This window comes from Paenibacillus sp. IHB B 3415, assembly GCF_000802655.2.
In the GTDB taxonomy this organism is placed as follows: Bacteria; Bacillota; Bacilli; order Paenibacillales; family Paenibacillaceae; genus Paenibacillus_AQ; species Paenibacillus_AQ phytohabitans.
This window is the reverse complement of sequence record NZ_JUEI01000019.1, coordinates 127767-150619: the sequence shown is the minus strand read 5'-3', so window position 1 is coordinate 150619 and position 22853 is coordinate 127767. Positions and strand designations below refer to the sequence as shown.

Below are 22853 nucleotides of genomic sequence, written 5' to 3'. Positions count from 1 at the left end.
TACCAAATTAACGCGGTGTCGTGTGAAACAAAGACTTTTTCAACAGTCTGTGTTTTTCCACTTGCTTCCGTATATCCCGCGGAAATGGGCTAATTAAGATACCTTTATCCACTTGTTTGCCGCTGTACTTAAGCAGCAGCTTAAGGATTCATGCTGTTCCACAGCGCCTGGAAAGCGCCGGATTCGACCTCGAAGAATACCGGAGCATTGCCGTAGCGTACCAGTCCCTGGCCGAACAGGGTCAGCTCCACCCGGGCCTTGTCATCCAGCTGCAGGTAGATGATCTTGCGGTCTTCGCTGTCATAGATGCCTTGCTCCGTCAGCGGCTCTGCTGCCAGTGGTTTGGCGGCATTAAGTGCGCTCAGGAAGCCATCCAGCGCGGCACCCTCCGGCAGCGGCAGGTACTGCTGCTGGCCGTTGTTCCAGCTGCTGAAGCTCTCCCACTGGGCGGAGGCAATGCGGCCTTCCAGATTCAGCTTGCCGAACAGATCCGCGCCGCTGCTTATTGTAATGCCATTCGTGTGTTCATACAGCTCCGCATATACCTGGCCGTCAATCTCCGTATAGGACATCACCAGGAATCCGGAATCGTATCCCTTTACGGCATAGATATCCGCTTCGCCAATATTGGAGGCCAGCTCGATATACTCATCCTTGCCGCTCCATTCATCAATGCCGCCGGACGTCCGGCCCAGCTTCTCGCCGCGCAGTGCTGCAGCATCGGCCGCATCGATACGGGTCGCCGCTTGAGTATAGATATTGCCCTTATATACGACAAGGGCGATCATATCTGCTGAAACACCGGAGCTTTTATCCGGCAGCTCTATCTTGGGAATGACGATGCCTGCCGAGGTACCCGCAGCGGGCGTGCCCGGATCTACCTGAGCCACTTGACCCGGGGAGGCCGTTCCATTCAGCTGCTGCATAATGCTTGGTCCGGCTAAGCCGATTCCGGCGGCGAGCAGTACACTTGCTGCCACATAGACCATTTTACGCGGACGGCGTTTCTGCTCCATTTTATCGGCTAATCCTTGCTTCATTGTTTCACTGGATTTCATTGAATTCACCGCTTTCTTATAGTTTGTGCGAAATTCTTCTTCCTTCACTCCGGTCCCGCTCCTTCCAGCTCCAGTTTTAACAGCTGACGTCCCCGCTGAAGTCTCATCTTCACCGCAGACTCGCTGATTTGCAGAATCCTGCTGATTTCCTGGATGGGGTAATCCTCGTAATAATACAGATGGATCACCGTTTTATACTTTACCGGCATCGCCAGCACAAGCTGCAGGATCGCCATATCCTCGGGGGTGTCGGCCGCAACCGGCTCACTGCCCTCCAGCTTGACTTCGCGCTTGCGCCAGCCTCTGCCCAGCAGATTTTTACAATGATTGGTGATTACCCGGATCAGCCATGCCTTCTGATGTTCGTCATCCTTAAATGCGGGAGCTTTCTCCATCAGCTTGATGAAGGTATCCTGAGTGGCTTCTTCGGCATCCTGGCGGCTGCCCAGATGGATCAGGGCAATCCGGAACAGCATATCTGAGTAGACCTCGTAACTTTGTATCACATGATTGCCCGGCCGGGTCATGGGTTGCTGCATGAGGTTATGCCCTCCTTTACCTATAACACCCTTAAGGACGGCATTTGGTCACATTTTGTTTCCGCAAAATTTATTTGGGCTGCATTACTGGCCCTTGAGTGAAATAGAACAGGGGATGGGGAAGTCCTAAGACTTCCCCATCCCCTGTGTTAGCGGTCATATGAAGCGGCCATACGTTCAGCCGCTTATCTGTTCCAGGATGCTCTTCTTCCCCCATCCCCTGTGTTAGCGGTCATATGAAGCGGCCATACGTTCAGCCGCTTATCTGTTCCAGGATGCTCTTCTTATTCGGGGGTTCCTTGGGTCACCCCATGCACATAAGTCTGCCACGGGGAATCCAGCGCCCCCTGACCCGGATTGTAGGTGAAGAAGTATTCCACGGTATCACCTTGCTGAAGGTTATTTACCGCGTAGGTGTAGTTTCCGTTGCCCGTGGAGGTCATAGCGACGTTCTGCTGTCCGCCGTTGTTGATTTTGTAATGCAGGTCGGCGAAGGTTGCACCGTTCACATAGAACAGCAGGTTATTGCCTGTTTTTTTCAGGCCGCGCACCTGATCGCCGATCACAATTACAGTTGCAGGCGGGGGCACCACGGTAATCGTGCTGGTGGCTGTTTTGTTGCCGTCTGCAGTTGTAGCCGTAACGGTTGTTGTGCCTGTTGCAAGACCGGTTACGAGACCATTCTGGTTCACGGAGGCGGTACTGCTGTTTGATACGGTCCAGGCAACCTGTTTGTTAGTTGCACCGGACGGCGCCACATTGGCGGTCAGCTGGACGCTCTGACCGGCCTGCACCTGGGCGGTGGAAGGAGTTACGGAGACACCGCTGACCGGAACGTTGCCGGGATTGCCCGGATTTCCGCCGCCGCTGCCTTCCTTGTAGACCCGTACATAATCTACCTGCATCGTTGCCGGGATATCAGACGGAGCGGGGGAGAGCCCGCCGTCAAAATGTCCGCCGACCGCCAGATTCATAATCAGATAGAAGGGCTGGTCGAAGGGGGCATTCGGATTGTTCGGTGCCGCTACGGAATACCATTGCTCTCTGTTGACCTTGAAGAAGAATTTACCGTCCACATACCATTTCACATTATCTTCTTCCCAGACCATGGAATAGACGTGATAATCGTTCGCGAAGGTCTGCCCCTCAGGGAAGTGATACTCACCGGCAATATACCGGTTCACAGGCCATTGTCCGCCGAAATGTACGGCGCCGCTGGTCGTGCCGGGAAGCCGTCCCTTGGCTTCCATAATATCGATTTCACCGGATGCGGCCCATGCCCCGTAAGCAGCATCTTCCGGAAGCATCCACAGTGCAGGCCAGATCCCATTGCCTGTAGGCAGCTTAGCCCGAATGTCCACCCGCCCGTACTGGAAGGACAGATGATCCTTGGTGTTGATTTTGCCGGAAGAATATTGCGCATACCGGCTAGGGTCCTGCGGGAAGGACTTCGGTTCATTAATGGCCTTGATATTCAGCTGCCCGTTCTGGACAAATACATTCTGGGTACTGTTAGTATAATGCTGCAGCTCCGCATTGCCCCAGCCCCAGCTATTGGGGTCATTAGTGATATAGTATCCCTGTTCATAATTCCACTTGCCGGTGTCGAGTGCTGTCCCGCTGAACTCATCCTGCCAGAGGAGGTTCATACCGGCCACAGCCGGGTCTGTTGGTGTTCCCAGCGTAATATCTTCCTGGTCGCTTTCATCGGGACGCGGGGCATTGGGATTACCGGTGAAGGTGTAATAGACATAATTGCTGCCGATATTTCCGCCTTGCTGCCCGTTCAGCGGATACCCGATGCGGATTTCCATATTCACCTGGATCGGCTGGAACCACAGGCCATAGATATAATCGGCCCAATAGCCCCACTGGTTGGCAGCGGACATATTGTTATAGCCGTTGCCGGCATAGAAGAATCCACTCTGGCCGGAATTGCTCAGATCCACCCACTGGCCGCCCGCTTTGATCTGATAGACGAATTTGCCAAGCTCGCTGCCAACCGGTGCGCCTCCGTCTATTTTAGGGAGGGGGAAGCCGATGGAACCGTTGTTGTCTGCAGTGTAAGCTGTCCCGTCGTAGGCCGTCAGGACATATGAATTCCGGACCGGCTGATTGAAGGTAATCGTATAGATGAGACTCGCGGAAGAGGTCTTGGAGGCCAGTTTGACATTAATGGATTCAGTAACGGTAAACCAATAGCCTCCGCCGCCATCGGTGAACTGGCCGAAGTTGCTGTCATAGATCCAGCCGCTGGCTGCGTTATTATCAATATCAATCCATGTACTGCTGTTAACAGGTTTCACGTACACCTTCAGATCATCCGCCACGGCTTCATAAGTTAAGGCCGGATCATTGTTGAAGGTAGGGTAGGTAAAGCCTGCACTTCCTGTAAAGCCTGCTGTAATCTGCGGCCCTTGAGTAGGTGCCATAGCTGAGATGGTAGTTGTGTTCAGGTTCTGAAAGGCCAGTGTGTAATTGAGCGTAACCCCGCTGTTAGCCTTGGAGTAGAGCTGAATTTCGGTTGTAGTGGATAGCGTGAACCAGTAGCCGTTCATGCCGCCGTCGCTCCAGTGCCCCCAGTTCTGGTTGTAGACATAGCCGCCTGCGCTGTCGATGTCTACCCAGTTGCCGCTTACTTTCACTTTGACGCCCACATCATCCGACACGTCACTCCAGGTAGCGGAGCCGCCGTTGAACACTGGCATGACGAAGCCGTAGCTCGCTTGTCCTACCCCTGATTTGGAGATAACTGGACCGTCTGCCGCCGAGAAATAAGCCATGGAGCTGACCGTGACCCCCGCTGCTTCCGCCGTCTGAATTCTCGAAGCAGGCAGCAGGCCGATGCCGGCCAGCATCACTAAGCTCAGGAACAAACATAATACCTTCTGTTTAAATCCAATATCCGTTAGGTGAAGTCGCTTCATACTTGCCCTCCTTTTAATTAAATGGTAGTGAAGGTAACCGCTTACATATGAGAGAACATCTTTATTCTATCGAATCTCATAATCGGCTAAAAGGGACAATACTTTTTGTTATGACCCAATTTTTTGGCTTTTGCTTTATATGCAGACGCTATTGCGCCTACAGTTCAGAACTCAAGAAGTGAGTGTATTCAACATTGCAGCAATTGATGGAGTTCTGTTCTAAGTGAATATTCAGTGATAGCTGTATAACGTGCAATTAAAAACAGTGAAAAGGAATGCGTGACTCTTATAACTGTAGTCTATACAACTAAATCTGCCCGGATAGGTGAGAACCAAGACAAGTGGAGGTTTTAATTGTACAAAATACAGCTAAACGGATAACTGGTAGCAAATCAGACATTTTAGTTGTACGAAGTACAATTAAGCCGCCTACCGTCTATGCTCATGTACCATAACGATAATCGTGGCACGGCAAACCCTCTGCAAGTATTTTGCCAGCGTGGTTTTCGATGGTCTAAATCTGACACTGTATTGGTGGACTTATTTAGTGGAGTCTTGCTCGATTTGCAGCCCGCTGTCCCGGTAATCTTCTTCCCGTTCCAGCTTCCGGCGGATCAGCTGCCGGTATTCCGTGGGCTGCATATGCATCACATCCCGGAAGGCCCGTGTGAAGCTTTTGTAGCTTTCATATCCGACCATGGAGGCAATCTCGACGATCTTATGGTCAGTTTCTGCAAGCAGACGCCGGGCTTTATCCAGACGCACATCACGCAGGTATTCGGCGAAGCCTTTGCCGATATTCTTCTTGAACTGGTTGGAGAAATAAGCGTAATTCAGCGACACATGGTTGGACACCATCGCGAGATCCAGCGGCTTGTGGTAATTCTCGTGGATGAAACGGATGGCTTCGTTCAAGTCCTGAGAGTTGCGGTAGCTGCACTTGTATTCATAATAAAATTGGTTCAGCCGGAGCAGCTGCTGCAGCAGCGCCTGAATATAATCGCGGATGCCCGGATAGTCGAATACATTACGCAGACTGTCTAAGTCCAAAGCCTCTTCTCCCATGTACGGGCGGATTACACGCTCATATTCCTCCATCATCTGGACTACGGCCCGGCATAGCTGCTGTGTGTAACGTATGTGATGCCGCTGCAGCACATCCTTGTGGAATAGGCTGGAGATCCCTTGGGTGATTCTGCCGCTGTTCTTGGTGCCGGTTAACTGGAACAGGGCATACAGCTCCTCATAGGGGAGCTCCCACTGTTGCTCCAGCCGCTCAATATGCGTGGGCAGGAGGCAACGCTTATCCGGAAACAGGAAGCTGTGGCGGTACAGCTCCAATGCCAGCGTATAGCTGCCCGGCAGCTCCCTTAATCCCTGCTGCGGGCTGGTCATTGCAGTAATGGCCTCAATCTGCTCGGTTTGGAGCGCAGCAGGGAAGACCCCCGGATCTACGGCTGCATCAACCGCCAGGATCAGGTGGGGGCGGTGCTGAAGACAGAGACAACCGTGTCTGCCATATACGCGGTAAGCAATAGATTCTATGCTATGGCTGCTGCTGGCACCCGGCTGGTTAATCCACAGCTCCTCGCGCAGCAGGCAGAGCCGGTAGCTGCTCCATAGCTCTGCGCTCTGCTGCTCAGTCGCGTCAATCCACGTTTCATCACCCGCCGCGCCTTGCATATACATGCGCAGCTCCTTACGGTCTGTCTCCATGGCGCGGCGGGACAATTGCTCAAGATTACGCGAGAGCGACATTCGCGTCTGAATTTCCTGCCAGACATGCTCCACCGAGGACTGCAAATCCTCCCGTTTCACAGGTTTGAGCAGATAACCCTTGGCACCAAGCTCAATGGCCTTCTGGGCATAGGCGAAATCGCTGTAGCCGCTAATAATCAGATAATCAACCTTAATGCGTTCCTCTTTGGTCTGAGCCATCAGCTCCAGACCATCCATATCAGGCATCCGGATATCGGTAATCACGAGCTGGATACTGTGCTGACGCAACAGCTCCAGCGCCTCAATTCCGCTCACAGCGCTGTAAATATGGTCAAGCTGCAGAGGGAATTGGCGCAGCATAGCCTGCAGGCCGTCACGGATCTGCTTTTGATCATCCACAACCAGAATATTGATCATGCTACCATCCTCCAAGATTCACATTTTCCCAAGGGAGCCGTATGGTTACACAGGTATAGGCGCTCTGTACGCTGTCAATCCACAGTCCGCAGCCCTTGCCGTAATGCAGCTGCAGGCGCTTATGCACATTCTCCAGACCCAGCCCGTTCTTGCTGGTAATAATCGGCGTATCCGAGTCGCCCCGCAGCACAGACTGGAGCCTCTCCAGCATTTGCGGATCAATGCCTGCGCCGTCATCGCGGACCTCGATCAGCAGCAGGCTGTCATTCTCTACCCTAACAGTAATTTGGATATGTACACTGCCGCCTGCAGGGGCTGCGTGATGCACGGCATTCTCGACGATAGGCTGCATGCACATTTTGGGAATCGTATAGCGCTGCACCTCCGGGGGAAGAGCGGCCGACAATTCAATGCTTCCGCCTTCCATGAAGTTGATGAACCGGATATAGCTGTGGATGTTGGCAAGCTCTTCACTGAGGGCAACCGTATCGCTGCGCCACTGCATGCTATAACGCAGCAGTGAGCCTAAAGAGACCAGTGCACCAGCCATAGCCGGCTGCTGCTGGACCTCCGCATGCATCCGGATCGACTCCAGGGCGTTGTACAAGAAATGGGAATTGATCTGTGAGTGCAGGGAGTGGAGCTGCGCGTTCTTGGCGATAAGCTGTTTATCCACCACCTGTGTCATCAGGTGCTGGATTTCGTCCAGCATATTATTGTAGCTGACGGCCACGTAGTCGATTTCGTCACCGGTTTCGTTATGCCGGAGTCCTGTATCAATCTTCGCATCCAGTTGCCCCCTGCGTACCTTGCGCATGGAGACGAGCACCTTCTCCAGCCGCCGGAATATACGCCGGGTCATCTGTGAAACGAGCAGCAGCATAAGCAGCAGCACACAGGAGGTGACGGCGATCACAATCAGGTACCAGTTCCGCGGGCCCTGCATCAGCGCCTGATGGGAGGCGATATCGACCACATAGGCGTTCAGAGGAGCGATGTAGCGATACAGCGCGTAGTAGGTTTGGTCCCCGGAATGAATCTTAACCGGGTTATTCTGCTGCAGCACATCCAGCTGTTCGTGAATCCTGCTAAGAATTCCGTCCAGCTTCTCCCCGGCATTCTGCGGGAACTCATGCCCCGGATTGTATACATTCCGGAAAGCATTTGTTCCGTCCATTACAACACTGAAGAAATCACCACCTGTGTCTTCAAGCAGATCGCTGAAAAAAACACTGTGCCTGGCGCGGATTTCCATAATGGTGGGGAGCTTCTGCTGCTGGCCCTGAGGCCGCACCAGCCTGTAGTAGGATAATGTATCCTCGCCATCCTTAAAGGCGGATAAGCGGAAGGCGGCCCCGCCTTCATCCCGGAGCGTCATCCAGTAATCCTGCGGCCAAAACTTGCTGTAATGATAGATTTCAGGCCAGATTTCGTATACATCCGGGTTATCGACATAGAAGCTTAGCTCACTTATCAGCTCATGGCTTTGAATGATATTATGCATCTGCTCATACTGGTTTTGCTTGAATTTCACGAGCCGCAGGCCGTCCCCGCGCATATTGGTGTGAATGAAATCCACAAATGCCTTCTGGGTCAGAGCGGTGGAGGAAGCGTTCTCAAGAATATCCATCCGGCTGCGCAGCCGTTCATTCAGCCGTGCGACATGATTGCTGCCCTCCGCCATAGCTTCCTTGTAGAGCTGGCTTTCCTGCGTACGGATGAATAAAAAGGAGACCACAATCGCAGGTATGGCAATCATCAAGCTGAAGGCCAGAAACAGCTTGGTTGAGATGCGGGAATTCCGGTAAAGCTTCCTCATCGTAGTCAGCAAATACTTCATCTGGTTAACCTCCCATCCCTGTAATATACCATATATTACAAACCGGCTGGTAGGTAATAGGGCGCTGCGGCTTAAGGGGAGAAACCCCTCTAAGCAGGGAATACCGGCCGCCATTCCGGCCGCCGGCATAGTTCAAGACATTATTCCGCCATTTTGGCTTTGCGTGCATCCAGCTCCGTCTGGCGGTATTCCTTCACCTGCGCGAAGCCGTAGCTGTCCCGGCGGGACAGGAAGCTGTCGAAGATTTTGTCAAAGGCAGCTTCGTCCTTGGCCGTAATCAGCTCAGGGAGTACTTCTTCCCAGTTCTGGGAGATGCGCGCCCAGGCAACCGCTACTTCCGAATCGCCAAGCGGGTCCAGCCCTTTGTAGATACCGCTGTCGATATCGGCCTGTGCGTTCGCGAAGTCTTCCATCTGCTTGATCACAGGCGCTTTCTCCGGTCTCCACTGGTTGACGATAACAGGATTGCGCATCATCCAGTAAGTATCCAGTATGCCGTATTCCTTCTCCAGCTTCTCAATATTGCTGCCCAGCATGTCTGTGAATTCAGCCTTCAGCTGCGGTTTGCCGTCCACCGTATCCCAGGTTTCGCCTTCCTTGCCGAGGAACAGGTCACGCTGGCCTTCTTCACTGGCGAGGTAGGTCAGGAAGCGGATCGCACGCTCCGGATGCTCGGTAGATTTGCTGATCATGGTTACCATCCAGCCGTCCATGTTGCCGGGGAACAGCTTGGCGCTGTCGCCCTTACTATTCTGCGGCCCGTCAACTGCAATGTAATTGGAGTCCGGATTAGCACCCGCAGCCAGCATCGGATTGACAGCCGTCATGCCGGTCCATTCGCGGATCATCATAAAGTAGCGGGCGTTGTTTGTTTTCTCTTCCACCTGGGTATCGGAATCCACCAGGAAATCCACGTTAATCAGTCCGCGCTCGTAAGCGGTACGGAAGGTTTTGAGCCAGGCGATATAATCCGGGTCGGTCACCCGGTCATATACGCTGCCGTCTTTCTCATGCGGAACGGCCAGCAGATTCTGCAGATACTCCGTCATCCCGTAAGGGACATTTCCCTGGGCGAAAAAGGGGCTCATAGGCTGACCCTTATACTCAGAATACTTATCCTTCAGCAGCTGCAGCGCACCCAGGAAGCCCTCCGGGGTACTGAGGTCCGGACTGCCCATTTCCTCGTACAGATCTTTGCGGACCAGGAAGGTCTGATTGGCGGCCGTCATGCCGGTCTCATGCATCAGGTTGGGGCTGTAGGAGTCATTCGGAACCCCATACGTGTTGCCGTTCTCCTGGCGGTACCACTTCAGCGTACCGTCACCTGCCACCTTGTAGAAGTAAGGGTCGTACTGATCGGCCAATTCATTGAGGGCATAGACATGATCGCCTTCCCACAGCTTTTTGACAGCGGTTTCCCAGGAACCCATAGAAATGAGATCCGGCAGCTTGCCCGAGGTCATCATCAGTGTGATCTGCTCATTTGCTTCACCGGAAGGGACCTCCAGCTTGACATTGACACCCGTTTTCTCCGTCACATATTTAGAAGCCAGGCTCTCGCCCCAGGTGTGTGCATACCAGTTCGCTCCAACAAACCAGGTTAAATCGATAGGGCTGGTATCGAGCTTCCAGGCGGGTTCATCAGGATTCTGAGTGGCTTCTGCCTGAGGCGCCGGTGTAGTATCAGCCTGCGGCGCAGTAGTGGGTGCGCTTTCCTTATTGGCGGAATTGCTGCTGCAAGCGGCCATAGTTAACGTCAGGATTACAGCCAGAATAATGGCTAAGACTGGTTTAACAGATTTTCTTTTCACGGCATAATCATCCTTTCTGTATTTGTGTAGAATGCTTCATTACGGCTAGCCTTTAATAGCACCTATCATCACACCTTTGACCAGATAGCGCTGGATAAAAGGGTAGAAGATGAGGATAGGCAGCGTAGCCACCATCATGGAGGCGAATTTGATCGAGTTGCCGGGAAGCCTTGCGCCGAATTGCGCCATCGCCTGCTGCTGCATGAAGGACATGGAGTTCTCGGCAATGATTTTGTACAGCATGGTCTGCAGCGGCAGCAGCTCCTGGGAATGGATATAGATGACCCCCTGATAATAGTCGTTCCAGTGATAGACTGCAGAGAAGAGGGAGATGGTGGCAATGACAGCCATGCTGTTGGGCAGGACAATCCGGAACAGGACGCCATAATCCGAAGCCCCGTCCACCTTGGCTGATTCCTCCAGGCTGTCTGGAATGGTGCGGAAGAAGCTCATAAATATAACCATATTAAAAAAAGTATACATGGAAGGGATAATGAAAACCCAGAAACTATCATATAAGCCCAGCTTCGTCATGAGAATGAAGGAGGGGATCAGCCCGCCTGAGAACAGCATCGTAATCAAAGAGATTTTGAGATACAGCTTGCGGCCCATCAGATTGGACTTGCTCATTCCATAGGCTACGATAGCGGTGAACAGCACATGCACCACAGTCCCGATTACCGTACGCATGGTTGTGATGTAGAAGCCGTTCATCAACGTTCTATCATTAAAGGCTACACTGTAGCTGGCCAGCGAGAGCTCTTTGGGAAACCAGTTGACGGTACCCAGCGAAGCCTGCGCCGGTGAATTCAGCGAGTTGACGAGTACAAACCACATCGGGTACAGCGTCAGAAAGCAGACCGCCAGCATCAGCAGGGTATTGCCGACCTCAAAAGCGCCAATCCGCCGGAATCTTCCGCGTCTTGCCATGAATCTGTTGTCTCCTTTCCAGGTGGAGTCGGCTTCGCCGCTCATAATCCGTTTCTTCTAAAAAATACTGTCGCCGGTCAGCTTCTTGGAGGTCTGATTGGCCAACAGCAGCAGCCCCAGCGCTACAATCGAGCGGGCAAACAGGACGGCGGTGGAGAAGGAGTGACGCCCGGAGACCAGCCCCATGTTGTAAATGTAGAGGTCGAGACTCTCCGCCATCTTCATATTCATGTTGTTCTTAAGCATGAAGATCTGCTCGAAATTACTGCCGAGTATCCCGCTGACCGCAAGGATGAACAGAATAGCGATCGTGGGGCGGATGCTCTGCACGGTAATATGCCACATCCGCTGCCAGCGGTTCGCGCCGTCCAGCTCGGCTGCTTCATACAGCCCCGGATCAATGCCGGCTATGGCTGCTATGTAGATAATGGCGCTCCAGCCGGTTTCCTTGAGTGTATCGGTGAAAAAGGTAATCCACCAGAAGTACTTAGGGTCGCTGTTAAACAGGATTTCCCGGTCCTGGAACCCGATCGCCATCATCAGCTGGTTAATGACACCGCCCTCCCCCAGCCAGTTGAGTGCGATTCCGCCAAAGATCGTCCAGGCGATGAAATGAGGCAGGTACGAGATCGTTTGTACCGTGCGCTTAAACCGCAGACCCCGGATTTCATTAAGCAGCAGGGCGAATAAAATGGGGATAGGAAAACCGAGTACGAGCTTGATTGTACTCATCCCGAGGGTATTGCGGATCGAGCGCCAAAACCGGTCATCCGTCATAAAATCCTGAAAATGCTTCAGCCCGACAAACGGCGACTCCAGCATAGGCTTAGCAATGCTGAAGTCCATAAAGGCGATGATCAGCCAAAACATAGGGATATAACAAAAGATGAACATCCAGATAATGCCCGGTATTACCATGCTTTGCAGCTGCCACTGTCTGACAAGCGCTTTCATTTGTTCCGTTCTGTATTGGAACATGGTACTGTGCCCCCTTCCTCCTTCATGGTATGAAAAAGGGCAGCGGAAAAAAAGGCCATGATTATTGACCCTATCCCAATTTTTTGGATTCCACCCACAGGGCCTGGAAATTAAGTATGCTGTGATTAACTGAAGGGAGTGTGCGAAGGATGAACAAGCTTGTATGGGAGCAGGATTTCCTAAGCGGAAATGCGGATTTGCAGCGCTGGAATATCCGCCTGGGCAACGACTTATTAGACAATGACGGGAAGCCGGTGTATCCGGGCTGGGGCAACGGGGAGCAGCAGTTTTATACGGGGAATCCGGGGAATCTGTCTATTGGAGAAGAAGGCCTGCAGCTGTGTGCGCGCCGCGAAACCGTGGAGCAGAATGGACGCCGCTTCGCGTATACTTCAGCCCGCCTGGATACCCGGGACCAGTTCTCTTTCTGCTACGGCAGGCTGGTCGTGCGGGCCAAGCTGCCGGTGGGGCAGGGAATCTGGCCCGCCATCTGGCTGCTTCCGCAGGATCAGGCTTACGGGCCCTGGCCCGCCTCCGGGGAGATCGATATGCTGGAGGCGAAAGGACGCCTGCCCCGGCAGATTGCGGGAACGCTGCACTATGGACCGGATCTTGCGCATAAAGTCGTTGAAGAGTTCACCTATGAGCTTGAGAACGGAACGATTAATGAGTTCCGGGAGTATGCGCTGGAATGGGAAGCCGGTTCCATGCGCTGGCTGGTCGACGGGCATTGCTTCGCGGAGCGGAGTCTGGAGCCGGGGGTGATGCCCTTTGATCAGCCTTTTTATCTGCTGCTTAATCTTGCAGTGGGCGGCTGGTATGACAATGTGGCGGTGGATGAAGCCGCCCTTCCGGCGGTAATGACAGTGTCAAGCATCCGGCTGTATCAGCATTGAGGCAGCTCAAATTCCGGCGAAAATATCCTCCAGTTGGTCCCAGTTGGCGGCGACCCAATTATTTTCGTGGCGGAACCGGATGAGCGGTGTGAATTCATCCTTTTGGGGAACCGCAATCCATTCGGCTTCCCTCCACCACGTTAATTTAATGGAACGGATCAATTTGTCCACGGATAATGGGATATGCTCGCGGTAGCCGGTCACAAAGGCATGGACCCGGTCCAGCCGGAGCTGGTTGCCTGACAAGGCGCAGGACAAGATGGGGCGTGATATATCGAACTCCGGGTACACGAAATGCAGTCTGTCGAAGTCAAGGATAGCGGCCACTTCATCGGCGCTGAACAGAATATTATCGACGAACAAATCCCAGTGCCCCCAGCCCCGCTCGCAGTCTGCAAAGATACCGGTATCCATTCCATCAATAATTCTCCGCTGAATCTCAAGCGCTGCAACCGTTTCGCCATTATGAAGGGTGGTGGCCTGAAGGTATCTTTTGTCCCAGTGCTTCACCATAGCTTCTTGGGTCCGTATATTCCAGTGCAGCGGTAATGGAGTCAGGTCCGTGTTCAGCAGCTTATGCATCCGGCCGACTACGCTCCCCAGCGCATACATTTGGGGCTCATTTGCCGAGCCCGGCTCAATACTGCTTCCGTCACACAGGTTCATCAGCACATACCGTTCCTGCGAAGGCGTTCGTAAGACATATTTTCCCTGATGTGAAAATAACTTCGGAACCGGGATGCCCTGCAGCTGCAGCTGATCCTGATGAGTCAATGAAACTTCAAGTCCGTGGGTGAGGTGCTCCGGGTAACGTATCTTGCTGTATTGCTTCACGAATAAACGTCCGTGATCACTTTCAAGCTTCCATTTCAGATTCAGGAAACCCTGATCAATCTGCGAAGCTTCAGTAACATGCACCCCGAAAATCTCTGAAATGGAGCCTAAGATTTCATCCCGGATGGTTGCGGCTGTGTCGGACATATAATATCTCCTCACCTGGAAATATAAATGATGAATGTATTCAGGGTTAACACTAGTTTAATCTCTGTAATGCTCCTATATGACTTTATTTTCACCGGAGTGAGGGGATTATTCAAGATATATATTTGCTGAGAACCCGAAGGGGGATGCAGCCATTTACTGCCTGGTTAGTTTAAGTTCATAGACCAGGGGATGCAGAAAACGGGTGCTTAAATTTACACTGTAAAAGCTTAAATGTTGTACGTATTGCAACTTGGTTTCGCAGATACCTGGGTGTGGGGATAGATTGTTGTATGAAATACAAGAATTGTCCTGCTAATCCGCTTGGAGAAGGGGAAATGTTGCATTTCATACAACAAAAGATGATTTTGGCCGGAATTATAAGGGAAATGTTGTATTATGGGCATGAATTGTTTGCTCGCTAGTGCGCACTAGGAGAATTGATTCTAAATCGTGCGGTGAGGTTGGATGAGCAGGTAATAAGCATGTAATAAGCATGTAATAAGCAGGTAAAAAGCAGGTAAAAAGCAGGTAAAAAGCAGGTAATGAGCAAGCGAAAAGAGGTGTCCCAAGCCGCAGAACCGGCTGACGGGACACCTCTTTATTGAAAATATAACATGTTTCACACACTAACTTATCCTTCTATTTCTCGCTGAAACGGTACCGTCCTTATAAAAGGACGGTACCGTTTCTACTTGTGAGGCAACTTACACGAGTGAAAGCGTGAAGCGGAAGGAATACGGACGGTTAGCAGGCAGGGTGAACTGCTCATGGGTCGGGGCACCCCAGCTGTCGTCACCGCCGACGCCCATCTGCTTGTAGTTCACGCGCAGCACCGTTTTGTCAGATACAGGAAGCTTGTAGCCATGATCGCTGGCTTCCAGCTCAGCGGCACTCCATGGAAGAGCGTTGATTTCGATTGGCAATGCGCCTTTTACATGCAAGCCGTGTCCATCACTGCCTGCAGTGACAGAGGCATATCTTACATCCGTCTTGTTGCCGCATTCCTGCGGACGGAGATACGGTGTGTATTGCCCGCTGACCGTGCCGCTGTAACGTCCCAGCTTAGCCCCGGACTGCCGGTCCCAGTAGTTCTCATGCGGGCCGCGGCCGTACCAGGAGATGGTGTCGAGGCTGCTGTCCAGCTCGAAGGCCATGCCGAATTCCGGAATCTCCGGCAGCTTGCTGCTGCCCGGCTGAAGCTCCTGAACAATCTCTACCGAGCCGTCCGTGCGGATCTCGTATTGAACACGCAGCAGGGACTTCGGCTGGGTATCCAGCAGATACTCAGCGGTCACGAAACCGAGACTGCCCTCTACACGGCAGCTGAACCGGGTGAGCTGTCGGCTGTAAGAGACTTCCTTCCAGACTGCGCAGCGCTCGGGATGCTTGTTGCCGAGGTCATTGTCGGTTACCGCTCTCCAGAAGTTAGGTCTTGCCGGTGCAAGCAGATGCTCTTTGCCGGAAGACTGGTAAGAAACCAGGGCGCCGGATGCCGTGTCGAATGATATTCCGAAGCTGCTGCCTGCAAAAGTCACCAGCCCGTCTTGCTCATTGACCTGCAGCTTACTTCCTGGAATAACAGGAGTGCCGGCCGGAATATATGGGGACAGAATGAACTGTTCCCAGGCGACTTCGTGGCCTGCACCTGCCCAGGCTGTTTCGGCCTGCAGGACGAACGAGACCGTAAGTACAGCTTCTTTGCCGGTTTCAAGCAGGCTGTGATCGTACGGAACGGCAATTTCAGCGGTTTCACCGGGTGCTGCGGACAGAGGCAGTGTTCCCTCCTGGACGGCTTCTCCATCCAGCGCCAGCTTCCATTGCAGCTGATAGTCTCCCAGATCCGTAAACAGGAAGTTATTGCGAACCTGCAGACGTCCGGTGTTCAGGTCCAGCGCGGTGAGGACAATGCTCTGATAGCATTTTTTGACCTCCAGCAGCTTGGGAGTAACCGTACGGTCAGCGAACAGCAGGCCATTGCCGCTGAAGTTGCCGTCATGCGGATTTTCCCCGAAATCGCCGCCGTAGGCCAGGTAGCTTGTGCCGTCAGCGGTAGTAGTGCGGATCGCCTGATCTACCCAGTCCCAGATAAAAGCGCCCTGAATGATGTCATACTTGTCAAACAGCTCGGTGTACAGATGCAGACCGCCGCAGGAGTTGCCCATGGCATGGCTGTATTCGCAGAGAATATACGGCTTCTTGGGATGGTTCAGCGCATATCTCTCGACATCATCCGGTTTGATATACATGGTGGATTCGATATCACTTGCGGCTTCCGACGCTCTGTAATGGAAAATCCCTTCGTAATGCACCGGACGGGTCGGATCGGCTTCCCGCAGATAGTCGTGCATGGCCAGGAAGTTATCGCCGCCGAAGGACTCGTTGCCGAGCGACCAGATGATGACCGACGGATGATTCTTGTCTCTTTGCATCATGGAGTTGCAGCGGTCAATGACATTGGCGCGCCATTCCGGCCGGCTGGCAGGGACATTGTGCTCATGCAGTTCCTGCTGCCCGTATTGCCAGGAGCCATGGGTCTCCAGATTCGTCTCGTCGATGACATAGAGCCCGTATTCGTCACACAGCTCATACCATACGGACTGATTCGGATAATGGGAAGTCCGCACAGCGTTGATATTATGCGATTTCATGAGCTTGATGTCGGTGATCATATCTTCTCTGGAGAGTGCACGGCCGGTGTCGCAGGAGAATTCATGACGGTTAGTGCCCTTGAGCACAATCCGTTTGCCGTTAATCTTCATCAGACCATCCTGGATCTCGAAGGTACGGAAGCCTACCTTGCAGCTGACCGCTTCCAGCACTTGTCCCTGATCATCCGATACAGCAATAACCAGTGTGTACAGATAAGGCTTCTCGGCGCTCCACTTCTTCGGGTTCGTCACTGCTGCGGAGAGCTGTAGCTGCTGAACTCCATCCTTACCGAAAGCGACAGAGGCGGAGACAGGTTTAGCCCATAAGGGCTGTTCTTTACCGTCATAGAGCTGGACCTGTACCGAATGGGACTCAATCACCTTGTCAAAATAATTCTCTATCGTCAGATTTACATTCAGCTGCGCATCGGTAAACTTCTCGTCCAGATCTGTGCGGACGAAAAAATCAGCAACCCGCACAGGCGGTGCGGTATACAGATAAACATCGCGGAATATTCCGCTCAGCCGCCAGAAATCCTGATCCTCCAGCCAGCTGGCATCGCACCAGCGGTAGACTTCTACAGCCAGCTTGTTGACACCGGGTACCAGATAAGCGGTAATATCGAACTCGGATGGCGTGAAGGTATCCTCACAGTATCCGGCCAGCTCACCGTTCACCCAGACATAGAAAGCGGATTCAACCCCCTGGAAGCTGAGGTGCACCGGCTGCCCATCCCAACTCTCGGGTACGGTGAAGGTGCGGATATAAGAGCCTACCGGATTGTATACGGTCGGGGCAAAAGGCGGCTTCAGCTCCGGCTCGGACACAGCCCATGGATAACGGACATTGGTATATTGCGGATAATCATATCCCTGGAACTGCCAGTGGGAGGGAACGGTAATATCCGCCCAGTCTCCGGAGTCATAACCGGCGGTATAGAAATCCTTAATCCGCGCTTCTGCGGTTTCGGCGAATGCGAATTTCCAGGTTCCGTTCAAGGATTGATAGCGGGAGGAAGCTTCTTTATTTCCTTGCAGGGCTTCAGCCACTGCCGGGAAAGACATCATGGAGGCATGCGCGTCTATCCGGTTCAATTGAAAAAGCTCAGGATTATTATTCCACTCCGGATATCCGTTTGCAGGCTGCTGGTATGAGAGCTTATGGCGCAAGTTAACATCTCCTTATATTGTTATATTCATATTATAGAATGGAGAATGACTGGGGTATATATAATGATATTCATCGATTATAACAAAATATGAAACAAGAATAGACTGGAATTTGAAACTGCGGGCCGTTATGATGAGGAGGTGGAACAGGAATACCGGCGGTTAGAACCCGCAGGGCTTTTACAGAAAGGGGGGCGCTTGTGAGAAGTACAATGATCTTTTGCGAAATGGAAGAAACGCTTCCGCTTCCGCTCTATGCCACGACCATCGGGTACTGGGAGCATCAGGAAGAGACTGAGCGTCCGGCGGGGTTTCCGGATTACCAGCTGCACCAGGTGCTTGGAGGCAAGGGGGAGCTGCATATCCGGGATAAATCCTATATTGCCGGTCCCGGGGAGATCTTCTTTCTCTATCCGGATGTTCCCCATTCGTATGCGCCGCTGAGCCGGGAATGGGAGCTGGCCTGGATTTCCTTTAACGGGAGGGAAGCGGCCCAGATGCTGCTCTATGCCGGTATACGCGAGTCAGGAATGGGGAGCTTAAGAGAGCAGCCCATCCTGAAACCGCTGGAGGAGATGCTTACCCTTTCATACGGCAATGAGCTTCAGGATAATCTGGAACGTTCGAAGTTATTGTACTCGCTGCTTCTGGATCTGAAACGCAGCCTGCTCCCCGCCTCGAATGAGGATAATGAGCTGGAGCGGATGAAGCCGGTGCTGCAATATATAGAGCTCCACCTGCACCGTCCGCTGCTGCTGAAGGAGCTGGCCGAGGTGGCTGAAGTGTCGCCGCAGTATCTGTGCCGGCTGTTTCAGCGCACCGTCCGCGAGCGGCCGGTCGCCTACATTAACAAACAGCGGGTGAACCGGAGCAAACAGCTCATGTTCAGCAGCAGAGGGCAGAGAGTCTATGAAATCGCCCAGCGGGCAGGGTTCGAGAATGTCAGCTACTTCTGTGCTGTGTTCAAACGGATGACCGGTATGCAGCCCGAAGAGTGGAGGCGCCTGCATGGTCTGGATTAGGGGCCGCCAGGCTCCGGATTCGTATCCGTATCACAGACTCTCCCTCAGCCGGGCGAACATCCAGTCGGCGATTTGGCGGTAATTTGCAGCCGGTTCAGCGGACTCTGCGGGTACAACCGGCTTAGGGTCAAACGTCTGCAGCACTGCCCACATCGCATTCCAGAAGGTGACCACGTAAGACATCTGTTCAAGGTTATGCAGGGTATCTGCATCATCATGTCCGAAGTAGCAGGCAAGGAAGGTTTCCTTCTGTGGCCGGGAATAAGCCGAGCATACACATGCCAAATCAAACATGATATCGCCCATTCCCGCATATTCCCAGTCAATCAGCCGCACCGTTCCGTCATCCAGAAAGTTGTTTGCAAAAGGATCATTATGGCACAGCCCCAGCTGCTGTTGTCCGTTTGACGCCCTGTCCTGCTGAATGGCCGCAAGATTCTCTAGGAACTCGTCCAGATCTTCAGGAAGCCCGAGCTGGTGCCGGGCGGCAAATTGTATCCGGTCCGTAATATCCTGATAAGGCGAGAATGTATAGGGAACCGGCGGCAGGGCATGCACTTTCCTCAAAGTATCGGCGATCCGCTTCATATTCACATCGGTGCCGGCCTCCGCGTCGTTCCACTTCACGCCATCTATAAACTCTGTGACCATATGACCCGTCTCCGTGGAGAAATACACTACCTTTGCGCCTATCCCTAGATCTGCCGCCGCCTGCATAGCGGCAAGTTCAGCCTCCCGGGAGATGCCAAGCCTGCCCGTGTTCCCGCCGCTAATGCGCAGCGCCAGCTTGCGGTTACCGCTGGAGATTATATAATTCGTGTTGGTTAAGCCATCCTGCTGGTATTCAATGGTTGTATCCGCGATATCCCACTTCAATTCTTCTTCAATAATCTGCTTCATGGCTTCAGTCCATCCGCTCATGCTGGTTATTCCTTCCGTTGTGAAGAGTAGTAGGCAAAGATCAGGCAAGCTCTAGCTTGAACACAACCGGCAGGGCGCTGGCCACTGCTGTGGTGCGGATCGTTAACGCTTCTGCATTCCGCTCCCAGGCAGGCTGCTCATCGAAACCGAGCACGGACATCTTCTGGATAATTCCCTCGAAATACGGTGATTTCTCTCTAAGCGATGTAATGCGCACAACGCCATCCTCAGGGAATACCAGGACGGTTGCATACAGGCAGCTTCCCTTCACGGTGAAGCGGATGTCCTCTGGGGTGAACACCTTGGCGCTGCCGTCGGTGAATTGTCCCTCTTCAATGCGTGTCGGCCCTTCACCGAACGTGCGCCAGAAGGAGCTCTCATAGATGGCTTCACCATTTGTGCCCAGCCAGCCGCCTATAGCATCCAGTATCTCCTTATCTTCATCAGCAAAGCTGCCGTCAGCCCGTGGACCCACATTCAGCAGGAGATTGCCGTTTTTGCTGACGATATCCACCAGATCGCGGATGATTTCTCCGGCGGATTTGAAGTCATTATTCTCCGTATAACACCAGGAATTTCGTGCTGCTGCTGTGTCCGTCTGCCAGAAGAACGGCTTCAGCTCAGCGAATTGCCCCCGCTCTACATCGGGAATGGCTGTGCCGAACATGAAGGCATCATGTTTATAATTAATGGCAGCCGTAGTTCCCCGCTGAGCAGCCCGGTTGTAGTAGTAGGCGGCGAATTTCTTCAGATACGGCTTGAATACAGCATTCTCAATCCACCAGTCGAAATAGAAGACCTTAGGCTGATACTGGTCAACCAGCTCGCAGCAGCGGATCAGCCAGTCTTCCAGATACTCTTCAGACGGGGGAGAGCCGTAGAGATCGTGATGATCGGGTTCCGGCATGGACGGCCAGTAGAAATCGCCGCGTTCCAGCGGCTCATGGATATCGGACTCGAATTCTTTGCCGTGGGACATGAAGAACCAATGCTCCGCGCGGTGGGAGGAGACGCCCAGCTCCAGGTCCTGCTTCCCGAAGGCGGCCTTCAGCTCGCCTAGAATATCCCGCCCGGGCCCCATCTCGTACGTGTTATAATGGGAGACAGCGCTTTTATACATCTGGAAGCCGTCATGATGCTCTGCAACGGGAATGACATACTTGGCGCCGGAGGCTTTGAATAAGGCAGCCCACTCGCCGGGGTTGAACTGCTGCGCCGTGAACAGGGGAATGAAATCCTTATAACCGAAATCCTTGTGGTTCCCGTAGACAGCCAGATGATGCTCATATTCCTTCGTGCCTTGGATATACATATTGCGGGAATACCACTCGTTACTGAAGGCCGGGACAGAATACAGCCCCCAGTGAATGAAAATGCCGAATTTGGCCTGGCGGTACCACTGCGGCACCTCATACATACTTAGAGAATCCCAATCATCCTTATAGGGGCCGTTTTTAATGGTCTCGTCGATAAGGTACAAATAATCAGTCATGTTCATAGTCAGTTTCTCATCCTCCCGCGATTAATATAACGCTTTCATTGTACCGGGCCGCAGGGGGATTAAGAATGTACGGGATTAACTTTCTGATGTACAAAAATAACCTTTAAGGCGGTCTGAACGATGGATCATCACGCATTGCTCACCAGCTACTTATCCAATCTGAAGGTCGACCTGCTCATGGCGGACTATAACCAGTGCACCACACAGTGGAGGGATCTGGACTATACTCCGGACTACAGCAAGTTCTATTACATCTGCGGCGGTGAAGGTTGGCTGAAGATCGGGGATAAGGAATATTATCCGCAGCCGGGGGAGCTGATCCTGATGCCTGAAGGTGTGAAGCAGTCCTACTCATGCATCAGCGAACGCCCTTTTCTTAAATACTGGTGTCATTTCAGCGCCAAGGTCGGAGAAATCAACCTGTTCCGTATTCTGGAGATGAGCCATGTATGTCTTCCGGAGAATCCTGCTGCTGTTGAGGCGGCGTTCAAAGGGATTACAGGGAGTGCCCAATCGGACGCTGTGTACGCCCCGCTGCTGGCCAAGAGCAAGCTGCTGGAGCTGATCTCCTATTACATCATGAACCTCAGGCTGGATGAAATCTCTTATAAGAATCTGGGCTCCGCCCGGAAGCTGACAGCCGTTCTGGAATACATCGCTGCGAATATTGAACACAATATTACCATTCATGACCTTGCCGAAATTGCGCATATGCACCCTAATTACTTCATACGTCTGTTCAAGCAGCAGATCGGCGTCCCCCCCATCCAGTACATCACCCGGCAAAAGATTGAAAAAGCGAAAGACCTGCTGGCAACCACCTCCGGTTCGGTCAGCGAGATTGCCGACCAGCTCGGCTTCGGCGATCTGTTCTATTTCTCCAGGCAATTCAAGAAGCATGCCGGGCTTGCACCCACAGAATTCAGGAAACAGGAAACAGGAGGCGTTAAACTATGAGCAGCGAACCATATAATGGTTATCAGATCCGGTTAATGGATGAGCCGGCTGCAAGAGAGATTCTGAACTGGAAATACGAACCGCCATATTCTCTGTACAATATGCTGGATGATTCTGCTGAAACGGAGGATATCGAAGAGCTGATGGACGGCTCCTACTTCAGCGTACGTACTGCGGAGGGGGAACTGGCCGGATTCTTCTGTTACGGAAGGAATGCCCAGGTGGGAGGAGGGGCAGAGCTGGGATATTATCTGGATGGTACAGCGCTTGATATCGGACTGGGGTTAAGGCCGGACCTGACCGGCGCTGGAAAAGGGCTTGCTTTTCTGCAGGCGGGTATGAAGTTTGCACAGGGGACCTATGACGCGAAGCGGTTCCGGTTGTCGGTTGCGGCCTTTAATCTCCGGGCTATTGCCTTGTATAAGAAGGCGGGCTTCCTGCCGGGGCAGAGCTTCATCAACCGGTATGGAGACAGCGAAACGGAGTTCCTGCTGATGGAGACGCCGGGCCTGTTCTGAGCGTCTATAGCCAGAGT

At 52.8% G+C, this 22853-nt stretch carries 16 protein-coding genes; 4 read left to right on the top strand and 12 right to left on the bottom strand.

Going from position 1 to position 22853, the window contains the following annotated elements; all coding sequences use genetic code 11:
• Positions 1-140: 140 nt before the first annotated feature.
• From QW71_RS10925 to QW71_RS10890, 8 genes are all read right to left on the bottom strand, one after another.
• Positions 141-1106 carry a hypothetical protein gene (locus tag QW71_RS10925; protein WP_039297289.1) on the bottom strand — a complete coding sequence of 322 codons (966 nt, stop codon included), beginning with the start codon at positions 1104-1106 and terminating at the stop codon, positions 141-143.
• A complete protein-coding gene (locus QW71_RS10920; RefSeq protein WP_039297286.1) occupies positions 1103-1597 on the bottom strand; it encodes an RNA polymerase sigma factor in 495 nt (164 codons plus the stop codon). The genes QW71_RS10925 and QW71_RS10920 overlap by 4 nt, the downstream gene beginning before the upstream one ends.
• A 284-nt stretch (positions 1598-1881) precedes the next feature.
• Complete coding sequence (locus QW71_RS10915; RefSeq protein ID WP_039297283.1) at positions 1882-4524, bottom strand: family 16 glycosylhydrolase; 2643 nt, start codon at positions 4522-4524, stop codon at positions 1882-1884.
• Between the two features lie 540 nt (positions 4525-5064).
• Complete coding sequence (locus tag QW71_RS10910; protein WP_039297282.1) at positions 5065-6660, bottom strand: response regulator; 1596 nt, start codon at positions 6658-6660, stop codon at positions 5065-5067.
• A 1-nt stretch (position 6661) separates the two neighbouring features.
• Positions 6662-8500, bottom strand: coding sequence for a sensor histidine kinase (locus QW71_RS10905; protein ID WP_039297280.1), 1839 nt, complete (start codon positions 8498-8500; stop codon positions 6662-6664).
• A gap of 140 nt (positions 8501-8640) precedes the next feature.
• Positions 8641-10311, bottom strand: coding sequence for an extracellular solute-binding protein (locus QW71_RS10900; protein ID WP_039297278.1), 1671 nt, complete (start codon positions 10309-10311; stop codon positions 8641-8643).
• A gap of 45 nt (positions 10312-10356) precedes the next feature.
• Positions 10357-11241: a carbohydrate ABC transporter permease gene (locus QW71_RS10895; RefSeq protein WP_042242292.1), complete on the bottom strand. Its 885-nt coding sequence runs from the start codon at positions 11239-11241 to the stop codon at positions 10357-10359.
• 57 nt (positions 11242-11298) lie between these two features.
• Positions 11299-12219, bottom strand: coding sequence for a sugar ABC transporter permease (locus QW71_RS10890; protein ID WP_039297276.1), 921 nt, complete (start codon positions 12217-12219; stop codon positions 11299-11301).
• A gap of 149 nt (positions 12220-12368) precedes the next feature.
• Here QW71_RS10890 and QW71_RS10885 point away from each other — a divergent pair, with 149 nt between their 5' ends.
• Complete coding sequence (locus tag QW71_RS10885) at positions 12369-13115, top strand: family 16 glycosylhydrolase (protein WP_052769976.1); 747 nt, start codon at positions 12369-12371, stop codon at positions 13113-13115.
• Between the two features lie 6 nt (positions 13116-13121).
• On the opposite strand, the gene QW71_RS10880 is transcribed toward QW71_RS10885, so the two are convergent.
• Both QW71_RS10880 and QW71_RS10875 read right to left on the bottom strand, forming a co-directional pair.
• A complete protein-coding gene (locus QW71_RS10880; protein WP_039297275.1) occupies positions 13122-14096 on the bottom strand; it encodes a phosphotransferase in 975 nt (324 codons plus the stop codon).
• 707 nt (positions 14097-14803) lie between these two features.
• Positions 14804-17917 (bottom strand): glycoside hydrolase family 2 TIM barrel-domain containing protein, encoded by a 3114-nt coding sequence (locus QW71_RS10875; protein WP_039297273.1) that lies wholly within the window; start codon positions 17915-17917, stop codon positions 14804-14806.
• 200 nt (positions 17918-18117) lie between these two features.
• Between QW71_RS10875 and QW71_RS10870 the strand changes: the two genes are divergently transcribed.
• Entirely contained in the window at positions 18118-18939 is an 822-nt protein-coding gene (locus QW71_RS10870) for an AraC family transcriptional regulator (RefSeq protein ID WP_039297271.1), read from the top strand.
• Positions 18940-18969: 30 nt separating this feature from the next.
• Here QW71_RS10870 and QW71_RS10865 read toward each other — a convergent pair whose 3' ends face one another.
• Both QW71_RS10865 and QW71_RS10860 read right to left on the bottom strand, forming a co-directional pair.
• Positions 18970-19860, bottom strand: a complete 891-nt coding sequence (locus QW71_RS10865; RefSeq protein ID WP_039297269.1) for a phosphotransferase — start codon at positions 19858-19860, stop codon at positions 18970-18972.
• A 40-nt stretch (positions 19861-19900) separates the two neighbouring features.
• Complete coding sequence (locus QW71_RS10860) at positions 19901-21358, bottom strand: alpha-L-fucosidase (RefSeq protein WP_039297267.1); 1458 nt, start codon at positions 21356-21358, stop codon at positions 19901-19903.
• 123 nt (positions 21359-21481) lie between these two features.
• Here QW71_RS10860 and QW71_RS10855 point away from each other — a divergent pair, with 123 nt between their 5' ends.
• Together QW71_RS10855 and QW71_RS10850 are read left to right on the top strand one after the other, a co-directional pair.
• Complete coding sequence (locus tag QW71_RS10855; protein WP_039297266.1) at positions 21482-22318, top strand: AraC family transcriptional regulator; 837 nt, start codon at positions 21482-21484, stop codon at positions 22316-22318.
• Positions 22315-22836, top strand: coding sequence for a GNAT family N-acetyltransferase (locus tag QW71_RS10850; RefSeq protein WP_047013726.1), 522 nt, complete (start codon positions 22315-22317; stop codon positions 22834-22836). The genes QW71_RS10855 and QW71_RS10850 overlap by 4 nt, the downstream gene beginning before the upstream one ends.
• The last annotated feature ends 17 nt before the right edge of the window (positions 22837-22853 follow it).

What these genes read in the sequence shown, in the direction of transcription:
- QW71_RS10920 (WP_039297286.1), bottom strand. Translation starts at nt 1,597, where the DNA reads ATGCAGCAACCCATGACCCGGCCGGGCAATCATGTGATACAAAGTTAC.
- QW71_RS10915 (WP_039297283.1), bottom strand. Translation starts at nt 4,524, where the DNA reads ATGAAGCGACTTCACCTAACGGATATTGGATTTAAACAGAAGGTATTA.
- QW71_RS10910 (WP_039297282.1), bottom strand. Translation starts at nt 6,660, where the DNA reads ATGATCAATATTCTGGTTGTGGATGATCAAAAGCAGATCCGTGACGGC.
- QW71_RS10905 (WP_039297280.1), bottom strand. Translation starts at nt 8,500, where the DNA reads ATGAAGTATTTGCTGACTACGATGAGGAAGCTTTACCGGAATTCCCGC.
- QW71_RS10895 (WP_042242292.1), bottom strand. Translation starts at nt 11,241, where the DNA reads ATGGCAAGACGCGGAAGATTCCGGCGGATTGGCGCTTTTGAGGTCGGC.
- QW71_RS10890 (WP_039297276.1), bottom strand. Translation starts at nt 12,219, where the DNA reads ATGTTCCAATACAGAACGGAACAAATGAAAGCGCTTGTCAGACAGTGG.
- QW71_RS10885 (WP_052769976.1), top strand. Translation starts at nt 12,369, where the DNA reads ATGAACAAGCTTGTATGGGAGCAGGATTTCCTAAGCGGAAATGCGGAT.
- QW71_RS10880 (WP_039297275.1), bottom strand. Translation starts at nt 14,096, where the DNA reads ATGTCCGACACAGCCGCAACCATCCGGGATGAAATCTTAGGCTCCATT.
- QW71_RS10865 (WP_039297269.1), bottom strand. Translation starts at nt 19,860, where the DNA reads ATGAGCGGATGGACTGAAGCCATGAAGCAGATTATTGAAGAAGAATTG.
- QW71_RS10860 (WP_039297267.1), bottom strand. Translation starts at nt 21,358, where the DNA reads ATGAACATGACTGATTATTTGTACCTTATCGACGAGACCATTAAAAAC.
- QW71_RS10855 (WP_039297266.1), top strand. Translation starts at nt 21,482, where the DNA reads ATGGATCATCACGCATTGCTCACCAGCTACTTATCCAATCTGAAGGTC.
- QW71_RS10850 (WP_047013726.1), top strand. Translation starts at nt 22,315, where the DNA reads ATGAGCAGCGAACCATATAATGGTTATCAGATCCGGTTAATGGATGAG.